This window comes from Frankia sp. AiPs1 (genome assembly GCF_023716945.1).
GTDB lineage: Bacteria > Actinomycetota > Actinomycetes > Frankiales > Frankiaceae > Frankia.
In genome coordinates, this window is record NZ_JAMQQF010000204.1 from 1 (window position 1) to 9,722 (window position 9,722).

6 protein-coding genes and 1 pseudogene are annotated in these 9,722 nt (G+C 71.1%); 2 read left to right on the forward strand and 5 right to left on the reverse strand.

Features of this window, described 5'->3' with window-relative positions; translation table 11 throughout:
* Together ND748_RS17665 and ND748_RS17670 are read right to left on the reverse strand one after the other, a co-directional pair.
* Positions 1 to 1,641 (reverse strand): annotated as a pseudogene (locus ND748_RS17665) (hypothetical protein); the annotation flags it as partial.
* Complete coding sequence (locus tag ND748_RS17670; RefSeq protein WP_251746902.1) at positions 1,638 to 3,185, reverse strand: glycosyltransferase; 1,548 nt, start codon at positions 3,183 to 3,185, stop codon at positions 1,638 to 1,640. The pseudogene ND748_RS17665 and the gene ND748_RS17670, both read right to left, overlap by 4 nt.
* Before the next feature lie 942 nt (positions 3,186 to 4,127).
* On the opposite strand from ND748_RS17670, the gene ND748_RS17675 reads away from it, so the two are divergent.
* Both ND748_RS17675 and ND748_RS17680 read left to right on the forward strand, forming a co-directional pair.
* Positions 4,128 to 4,988 (forward strand): glycosyltransferase family 2 protein, encoded by an 861-nt coding sequence (locus tag ND748_RS17675; RefSeq protein WP_251746903.1) that lies wholly within the window; start codon positions 4,128 to 4,130, stop codon positions 4,986 to 4,988.
* Complete coding sequence (locus tag ND748_RS17680; RefSeq protein ID WP_251746904.1) at positions 4,985 to 6,022, forward strand: glycosyltransferase family 2 protein; 1,038 nt, start codon at positions 4,985 to 4,987, stop codon at positions 6,020 to 6,022. The genes ND748_RS17675 and ND748_RS17680 overlap by 4 nt, the downstream gene beginning before the upstream one ends.
* 158 nt (positions 6,023 to 6,180) lie before the next feature.
* On the opposite strand, the gene ND748_RS17685 is transcribed toward ND748_RS17680, so the two are convergent.
* The 3 genes from ND748_RS17685 to ND748_RS17695 form a co-directional block, all read right to left on the reverse strand.
* Positions 6,181 to 6,843, reverse strand: coding sequence for a glycoside hydrolase family 16 protein (locus ND748_RS17685; RefSeq protein WP_251746905.1), 663 nt, complete (start codon positions 6,841 to 6,843; stop codon positions 6,181 to 6,183).
* Between the two features lie 620 nt (positions 6,844 to 7,463).
* Positions 7,464 to 8,552, reverse strand: a complete 1,089-nt coding sequence (gene dapE / locus ND748_RS17690; protein ID WP_251746906.1) for a succinyl-diaminopimelate desuccinylase — start codon at positions 8,550 to 8,552, stop codon at positions 7,464 to 7,466.
* 99 nt (positions 8,553 to 8,651) lie between these two features.
* Positions 8,652 to 9,494 (reverse strand): 2,3,4,5-tetrahydropyridine-2,6-dicarboxylate N-succinyltransferase, encoded by an 843-nt coding sequence (locus ND748_RS17695; RefSeq protein ID WP_251746907.1) that lies wholly within the window; start codon positions 9,492 to 9,494, stop codon positions 8,652 to 8,654.
* Positions 9,495 to 9,722 lie beyond the last annotated feature (228 nt).

Genomic DNA, 9,722 nt, shown 5'->3' on the forward strand with positions numbered 1-9,722 from the left:
GGCTCCTGGTGGGCGCGGGCCGGCCTGGCGCGGGGCGGACTGGCTCGGGGCGGAGTGGCTCGGGGCGGACTGGCGCGGGTCGGGCATCGACGGCCGGCGCTCGATGAGCCAGGTCGTCTCGGGGTCGGGGAGGTACGGGTCGGGCTGGCGGGGTGCCACCAGATCCAGTTCCGGGACGTCGGCGTAGGGCAGGGGCAGCACCGGTCGACCCCGGGTGGGCGCGGGCTCCCGCGGCCCGACGCGGGCGGGGTCGGGTACCGACGGCGGCCGGCGCAGCGCCTTGACGTAGATCGGCACCACCGCCAGCGCGATCACCACGTGGCAGGCGAGGTAGGCCAGCCCGATGGCGGTCAGCCCGTGCGAACCGACGATCAGCGCGGTCGTCAGCAGGCAGACGCTCACGGAGCCCTGAATGGCCAGCAGCAGCCGCGCCTTGCGCTGCACCCGGCTGATCGACACCGCCAGCAGGATGGTGGCCCGGAAGATGGCGCCCAGCGCGAGGCAGGCCAGCAGGTTCTTCCCCTCGTGGGAGTACTCGCTGCCGAAGAGGCCGAGCAGGGTGCCGGAGAAGATTGCCGTGAGCAGGGCAACCGGAACGATGAACGCCAGCAGGAACTTGACCATGCTGAGGATGTGGGCGCTGACCCGGGAGGAGTCCCGGGTGCCCTCGACGGTCAGGGACGCGGTGGCCCCGCCCATGAGCTGGTCGAAGACCGAGACCAGGTTCCACGACGTGTAGAAGTACGCGGTGGCCTCGTAGCCCAGTCGGGCGGAGACGATCACGGGCAGCAGGGTGGTGGCCGCGAGCTGGACGAGCCCGCCCGCCATGTCCCCGATGATGTACCAGTCGGCCCGCCGCCGGGGTGCGCCCGCCGTCGCCGCGACGGCCACGGGCAGCGGCCCGGTGCGGTCGGCGCTGCCCTTCTTCGGCAGCACCCGGCGCCAGATGAGCGTGTTGATGACGAGGACGAGCAGGAAGACCGGCGCCGTCCAGGCGAAGAACAGGCCGGCGGAGATCCCGAGGGTGGCGAACACGAACAGCAGGACGAGCTTCGCCGCCGCGAAGAAGGCGTTCTCGATCGGCACCCAGGGCGCCTTGCGCAGGCCGGCGAGCACCGAGTCCTGCAGCGTGAACACGCACCAGAAGGCGACCGCGGCCACGAAGAACACCGAGAACCACGGGTTGAAGTCGGCCAGGAAGGTGCGGTGGCCGAACAGCGCCACGAAGCCCAGGGCGAGCACCATCGCCAGCAGCCCGGACAGGACGTAGGCGTTCCGGATGATCTTCCGGCGGGGCTTCTTCGCCGCGGGGATGGTGGCCGGCAGGATGTTCTGCTGGTTGAGCTGGGCCAGCCCGGAGAGCAGCAGCATCGTGGAGACGGCGGTGGAGGCGCGCCCGACGTTCTCGGGCGAGTACTTCCAGGCGGCGATCGCCCAGAAGGCGATGCCGAGAACTCCGGTGATAGCCGTGGACGCCATCAGCAGGATGGCGTTGCGCAGCAACGGCGAACGCAGGATCCCCGTGGCCGAGGAGACCGCCCGCAGGGGGGCGAACCGCGGACGGGGTCTGGTCCGGGCATGGCGCGGGCGGGACTGCTCCCGCCCGTGCGTGCCGGGGCGCCCAGGGCTACTCCGCTTCACCTCGCGTGGTCCTCCGCTTCGCCTGGCCTGTTCCGATCTCCGCGACCGAGCTCGGTGCGCCGCGCCCGCGCGTAGGCGAACGGACCCGAGGCGATCCCGAGCACCTCGGTCAGCACCAGCTCGGCGGGGAAGCGCGGCCCGCGGCTGACGTTCTTCGACGACCGCGGGAGCAGGAGGAACAACAGTCCGGCGGGGACCCGACGCATGATCTCCAGCAACTCCCGGGGGCTGGCCGTCGCCTGGGCCAGCAGCATCGCGGACAGCCCGGTGCCGTAGTTGCGAAGCTGGTCGAGCAGCTCGCCGTACTGCTGCCGGTGGGTGTGGTAAACGATCGCCGACGGCTCGTAGACGATCCGGTGACCGGAGCGGATGGTCCGGGTGAACAGCTCGAGATCTTCCCCGGCGTGCGTGGGCGTGCCGGGCCCGAGGAGCTCGTTGAAGCCACCCAGTTCGCGGACGGTGTCCGCGTCGAAGGCGACGTTGTTGCCGGAGCCGAAGGCGCCGGCGGCGTACGGATAGAGGGCGCTCGCCCGGGTCCAGCGGTCGTAGACCCGCCGCTCGAACCCCTTGCCGAAGCCGCCGTACTGCTCGAACCAGATCTGCGCCGAGGTCGTCAGCTCGTCGGGCAGCACCAGCCCGGTCACGCAGCCGACGTTGTCCGCGGCCTCGAACCCGCTGAGGATCGCCGGCAGCCAGTGCTGGTCGACCTGGGTGTCGTCGTCGAGGAAGGCGATGGCCCGCCCCTCGGCCGCGGCGAGCCCGGTGTTGCGCGCCCGGGCCGCGCCCCGGCGTGGCTCGCACAGGTAGCGGAAGCGTCCGTCCGTCCGACTCACCGCCTCGACGAGGTCACGGGTCGCGGAGGTGGCCGGGGCGTTGTCGACGATCAGGAACTCGATGTCGGCGGCGGCCACCTCGCGCAGGGAGGTGATCAGCCGACCCAGGCTCGCCGACCGGTCGCGGGTCGGGATGACCACGCTGGCCGGGCTGCGCCGCTCGGACACGGCGAACGGCCAGGTGTGGGAGCAGTCGTGCTGGTCCAGCCCCTGCTTCTTGACCAGCAGGGGGACCTCGACGTCGTTGGCGTCCCCGCTGTCCGGAATCTGGAGCTGCCCGACCGGGACGCCGTGGCAGCGGACCAGCACCCGGACCTCGCCGAAGGTGGCCTGCGGGCGACCGACGGCCGCCCGGGCCGTCACCAGGGCGGTGGTCAGCTCGTATTCCGCGATACGGACGGGCCGGCCGGCGTCCGGCTCCTGGCCGACGACGCGATGACGCCCCTGCACCCGCGAGCACAGGACCGCGAGCCGGTACCAGCCCACGAGGGTGGTGAGTAGCCGTCGCGCCGGTGACGGTTGCGGTCCGGGTTGCGCGCCGGAATCGGTCCGGCGCGCGGGCGTCCCCGCCGCGGACCTGGCGGCATTCATGGTGGGGACGTCCACCGAGGGGGACGGGATGGATGCCGGGATGGAGGCGTCGTCGACGCGCACGGGAGTCGCGAGACTATCGGCCTTGATGGCCGCGGGAATGTGCTCTTGACCACACATCTGAGGTTCGTCCGTTGGATTCGGCGCCGCGCAGGCGCTTATGGCCTGCCTGAGAGAACAGCAAGGTGCAACCAGAGCGGCCGGACCTTCCGATGCCGTGCGGGATATCAGATCGGAACGCTCCGCGCCGCCTTGCCGATCGAATTCGAGCATGCTGAAGCCAGCCCCCAAACTGACCAACGACAGAGATCCGCCATGGACGATTTCGGACAATCCTGCCCAATGACGGTATTAACTAACTACGCGCGAAGAGTCCGACTCCCGAACCAGCCCCCCAGCCTTCGGAAGGTGGCGTGCCGGGCTAGCAGCCCTTTTGCGTATACGCCACCCGTTCCGGTCATGCTAGCACGTCGGTGGCCCCCCTCCGGCCGCCGGACGCCGTGGGCCGGACCCACCCGGGACCACAGTAACCGCTGGTGAGCGGGCTTCACGCGCTTGTTACGCGGCAGACCCGACCCGTTCTTGTCCACCCCTCAGGATCGGCCTCGTCCGCCCTGGCCCGGCATCCCGACACCGGACCAGACCCGGCGACCGTCCTGTAGAGATTCTAGTTACACATCGATCGTTCACCTTGCCGACCGTTCGATCTGATGGTTAGCGAGAGGCGCAAAGCCGCCGTCCACCGCCCTTTGCCCCGGCGAAACAATCACGATCCGGCCCGCATCACAAAGCGTGATCGAGTCATGTCATCCGCGGAACCTTCGAGGGGATCGACGGGTTGGTAGCCCGCGAGCACCGCGTCCTGCTATCCTTCAACGGGGGGTATGTGGTGCGCGCCAAGAATCGGCGACGGCCAGCGGGGGTACGGGGGCACGGGGAGAAATTCAGCCTCCATCCACGGGCATTCCTCCGCGGCGACTCGGCCTGTCGAGGGTCCCGCAGGGCATAGCGCCCACGGCCCTTCGCACGGGGGGCATCGAGTTTCATGGGGGGGAAATTCTCATGTCGTCAACGCAGCATCGACCGACCGTGAGCGTCATCATTCCGACGCTGAATGAGGCCCGCAATCTGGCGCACGTCTTCGCGCGGCTGCCAGCGGACGTGGAGATCGTGGTCGTCGACGGGCGATCCACCGACGGGACGGTGGAGGTCGCCCGCCGCCTGCGTCCGGACGTGGTCATCGTGAACCAGACCAGGCGCGGGAAGGGCAACGCGCTGGCGTCCGGGTTCGCGGCCGCCACCGGTTCGATCATCGTCATGCTCGACGCCGACGGCTCGGCCGACCCGGGCGAGATCGACGCGTACGTGTCGGCACTCGTCCTCGGCGCGGACTTCGCCAAGGGCTCGCGCTTCTGCGCGGGCGGCGGAAGCAGCGACATCACCAGGCTGCGCGCGCTGGGAAACCGGGTTCTCAACGGCCTGGTGAACCTGCTCATCGGCAGTCGCTACACCGATCTGTGCTACGGGTACAACGCTTTCTGGCGTCGGTGCCTGCCCGTCCTGGAGATGACCCCGGGCCCGTCGGACTCGATGAAGCGTTGGGGCGACGGATTCGAGATCGAGACCCTCATCAACATGCGGGTCGCCCTCGCCGGCCTGCGGGTGGTCGAGGTGCCGAGCTACGAGCACCACCGGATCCACGGCGTCAGCAACCTCAACGCCCTCTCCGACGGCATCCGGGTGCTGCGCACGATCCTCGTCGAGCGGCGCGGGAAGGGCCGACTGCGCCCGCACGCCACCGTCCTGCCGCATCCGCTGCTCGAGATCCCCGAGCAGCCGCAGCCGCGCAGCGCCGCCGGCGGTCCCGCGACGCCGGTCGCCACGCCGGTCGCCACCTCGGCGACGCAGTTGGAGAGCGCGTGACCCAGGACCTGACCGACGACCTGCGGGGCCTCGACGTCAAGGGCGTCGGGGGCGTCAAGACCGTCCGGGGCATCAAGACCATCGACGCTCCCGAGGTCGAGCGCCACCCCGCCGGCGAGCGGCCGACCGCCTCGGTGGTCGTCTGCTGCTACACCGAAGCACGCTGGACCGACCTGTGCGGAGCCGTCGACAGCGCCCGTGCCCAGCTTGCGGCCGGGGACGACATCGTCCTCGTCGTCGACAACAACGACGCGCTCCTGCGGCGCGCCGTCGCGGCCATGCCGGCGGTCGCAATCGTGCCGAGCACCGGCCCTCGCGGCCTGTCCGGCGCCCGTAACACCGGGATCGCCGCCACCACGGGCGACGTCGTCGTGTTCCTCGACGACGACGCCCGGGCGGAGCCCGGCTGGCTCGAGCGGATGCTCGCCCCCTACGCGGATCCCCGGGTCATGGGTGTCGGCGGAGCGGCCCTGGCGGCCTGGCCGACCGATCGGCCGGGCTGGTTCCCGCCCGAGTTCGACTGGGTGGTCGGGTGCAGCTATGCGGGGCTGCCCACCTCCCGCGCCCCCGTGCGCAATCCGATCGGCGCCTCGATGTCGTTCCGACGCTCGGCCTTCGAGGCGGTCGGCGACTTCACCCACGGCATCGGCCGCACCGGGACCGACCCGATGGGCTGCGAGGAGACCGAGTTCGGGATCCGCCTACGCCAGTCCAACCCGGACGCCGTCGTCCTGTACGAACCCGGCTCGGTCGTCGCTCACCGGGTGACCACCGACCGGACGACGTTCACCTACTTCCGGCGGCGCTGCTACGCGGAGGGGCTGTCGAAGGCCCGGGTCGCCGGCCTCGTCGGCCAGGAATCGGCCCTGGAGGCCGAACGCACCTACGTGAGCCGGACCCTTCCGCGAGCCGTCTGGCGCGACCTGACCGGCGGCGGTCATCGCGCCCGCGCGGCGGCCGTCGTCTTCGGCGTGGCCACGACCTCGTTTGGCTACGTGCGGGGCCGGCTGGGGCTGCGCCGCCTGGCGAGCTGAGGCAGCAGGACACCGGGAAGGGGTGCCGCGAGCCGTCGGATTCGGCTCTCGGCACCCCTTCGCCGCGTTGCTCCCGAAGGGGGTGGGCGTCGGCGGACCCCCAGAGCATCGTGGACACCTCAGCGCGTCCTGGACACCTACGGGGTGTCCTGAACACCTCAGAGCATCGTCGACGGAGCCCGATATATCTTGATCCAGTCGACGTACATCGACACGGTGGGCGGCGTCTGCGCGTTACGGCATGGAATGAGCTGGAAACAGCCGCGGTCATGTTGCAGCGTCATGTGCATCGGTTTGCTCGGAATCATGTTGCGCTCGCCTGAACTCGTCGGTCGGGTGACGGTCCAGACGACCTTGCCATCGAGGTAGTAGGTGATCCGGTTCGGCAGCCACTCCACCCCGACCGTGTGCCACTGAGTGAAATCCGCGTGAACCTTGTTCTCGATCTGCCGGTTGTCGCTGCCGAGATGCAGGAAGTTGCCGCCGACCTGCCGCTCGGGGTCCGGCACCTCGACGACGTCGATCTCCCCGTCCGTCGGCCACTTCTCCGACTGCGGCCAGAGCAGGACCACCGCCGAGTAACCCGAGCCACGTTCGGCCCGGACCCTCGCCTCCCAGCGGCCGTACTGGAGGTTGATGCGGCTTGCCACCCCGCCCGAGACGTCCCGCCCGGCGGAGTCGATCCAGCCGGTGAGGCGCAGCGCGCCAGCCGAGACCGCGACATTCGCCGACGACCGGGGCATCAACTTGACCTGCGGCGAATCGTAGATCACCCAGCGCTTGGTATCGAGCGCGGTTCCGTTGAAGGAATCGGCCAGCACCGGGGTTCCCCAGATCGGATTCGGCGGATCCGTCGCCGCCGTGTCCGCCGTACCGGCGGTGACGGCGGGCGCTGGCGCTGGCACTGGCACCGGCGACGGCGACGCGGATCCGGCCGATGGGGTTGTTGTCTCGTTGTGGGATTTCGGTGCGGACATTGTCGGCGCGCTTGGCGCGGGCGGCGCCGACGCACCGGGACCAACCGAGCCGCCGTCGGTCCCCCCGTGACCGCCGCTCCCGAGGGACACCGGGCCACACGCGGCCACCAGCAGCAACAGAACCAGGGAGAGGCGGCGGCCGGGCGGGCGAACGGACCTTCTCATGACAACCCCCCGTTGTGGACTTTTCCCGGTGCCTCTCAGCTTTCGCCGACACCACGACGGCCCTACGGATCATGAACCGCTCGTCGCGTGGTGATGTCCCGCCAACACAGAATGCCAGCCTGAGAATCCGACCCAGCCCACCGAGATTTACCGAGAGCACTCATTTTACCGTGAGCCAGATCGACGCCGGCAGCCAGTGGTCCGGGGGATTGCTGACCCATCGAGGACGGCCCGAATATCAACGTTGCGAGGGGATACGCCCCCGGCCAGGCGGTCACACGGGTCACGCGGTCACCCGGTCACCCGGTCAGGTAGCGGCGCAGCAGCCGTTCGCCCTCGTCGATCGCGGCGAGCTCCACGTACTCGTCGCGGGTGTGGGCGAGGTTCGGGTCACCCGGGCCGTAGTTCAGCGCCGGGATGCCGAGCTCGGCGAAGCGCGCGACGTCCGTCCAGCCGTACTTCGCCACCGGGACGCGGCCGGTGGCGGCGACGAAGGCGGCTGCGGCCGGCGCGGCAAGCCCCGGCGGCGCACCGGCCGCCCGGTCGGTCAGCTCCAGGTCGTAGCCGTCGAAGACCTCCCGGACGTGGGCGAACGCCCCCTCGGGCGTGCGGTCCGGCGCGAAGCGGAAGTTCACCGTCAACCGGCACAGGTCGGGGATCACGTTGCCGGCCACGCCGCCGTCGATGCGGACCGCCGACAGCCCCTCGCGGTAGGTGCAGCCGTCCAGTGTCACCGACCGAGCGCGGTACTCGCCGAGCCGGCGCAGGACCTCGGCGGCCTTGTGGATGGCGTTGTCACCGAGCCAGGAGCGGGCGGAATGCGCCCGGGTGCCCGGCAGCGTGACGACGGCGCGCAGCGTGCCCTGGCAGCCGGCCTCCACCTCGCCGGAGGTGGGCTCCATCAGGATGGCGAGGTCCGCGTCCAACCAGTCCCGGTGCCGCGCGGCGAGGCGGCGCAGCCCGTTACGGTCGGCGGTGACCTCCTCGTTGTCGTAGCAGATCCAGGTGACGTCGTGCCGTAGCGCCCCGACTGCGGTGGGGGCGGCGGCGGCGACCGGCAGGGTGGCCGCCAGCCGCAGCGCGATCGCCACGCCCGCCTTCATGTCGGAGCTGCCGCAGCCGTAGAGTCGCCCGCCCACCACCCGCGCGGGGATGTTGTCCGCCAGCGGGACCGTGTCCAGATGCCCGGCGAGCAGGATCCGGGACGGCCGGCCGAGGAAGGTGCGGGCCACCACGGCGTCGCCGTCCCGCTCGACCCGTAGCCCGTCGACCGCTGCGAGCGCCTTCTCCACCGCGTCCGCCAGCGGGGCCTCCCCGCCGCTCACGGAGGGCACGTCGACCAGCCGCCGAGTGAGCTCGCCGACCGGGGCGGTGAGATCCAGATCCATGCCATCGACCCTACGGCCGTTGCGGGTGCCGAGCCGCGGTACCGGCGCGCCCGGTCAGGCGGCCCGGCTCCGCGGGGCCCGGCTCCGCGGGGCCCGAGGTCAGCCGGCGACGCCGTGTTCGCGCAGGACGTCGTTCAACGCCAGCTTGTCGTGGATCTCGCCCTCGGCGAGGGTGCGCAGCACCAGGATGCACGGCATCGCGAACTCACCGCCGGGGAACGACTTCAGCCGGCTGGAGCCCACGGCGACCGCCCGCTCGGGGATCTCGCCGCGCGGGTACTCCTCGCCGGTGTTCGCGTCGAAGACGTGGGTGGACGCGGTCAGGATCGCCCCGGCGCCGAGCTTGGCGCCGCGGCGGACCCTGGCTCCGTCGACGACCATGCACCGGCTGCCGACGAAGGCGTCGTCCTCGATGACGACGGGAACCGCGTTCGGCGGCTCGAGCACGCCGCCGAGCCCGACCCCGCCCGAGAGGTGCACGTTGCTGCCGACCTGGGCGCAGGACCCGACCGTCGCCCAGGTGTCGACCAGGGTGCCGGCGCCGACGTATCCGCCGATGTTCGTGTAGCTGGGCATGAGGATCGCGCCGGGCTCGACGTGCGCACCCCAGCGGACGATGGCCCCCGGCACCACCCGGACGCCGTCGAACCGGGTCTTCAGCGGCATCCGGTCGTGGTAGTGGAAGTCCCCGGCGGCCGACTCGGCCATCGGCAGAACCTTGAAGGACAGCAGGATCGCCCGCTTGGCCCGCTCGTCGACGACGACCGAGCCGTCCGCGGCGACGGTCGCGACGCGGGCGATCCCGGCGTCGATGGCGTCGACGGCCGCGACGATCGTCTTGCGGGCGTCGGCGTCGTCGGGGGTCAGGTCGGCCCGGCGATCCCACAGCTCGTCGATGACGGGATCGATCGGGGAGTCGAAGCTCGTTTTGGGTGCGCTCACAGGCCCGACCTTACGAGGTAGGCGGCGGTACCGGCCACGCCTGGCCCCCGCCCGCCCAGGGCCGCCCGCCTCAAGGACCACCCGCCTCCGAGATCGCGCGTCATGGAACCGTGGGTCATGGAGCCGCGGGTTCCTGGCGGCGCCGGTCATGGGAGCCGCGGGTTCCTGGCGGCGCCGGTCATGGGAGCCGCGGGTTCCTGGCGGCGCCGGTCATGGGAGCCGCGGGTT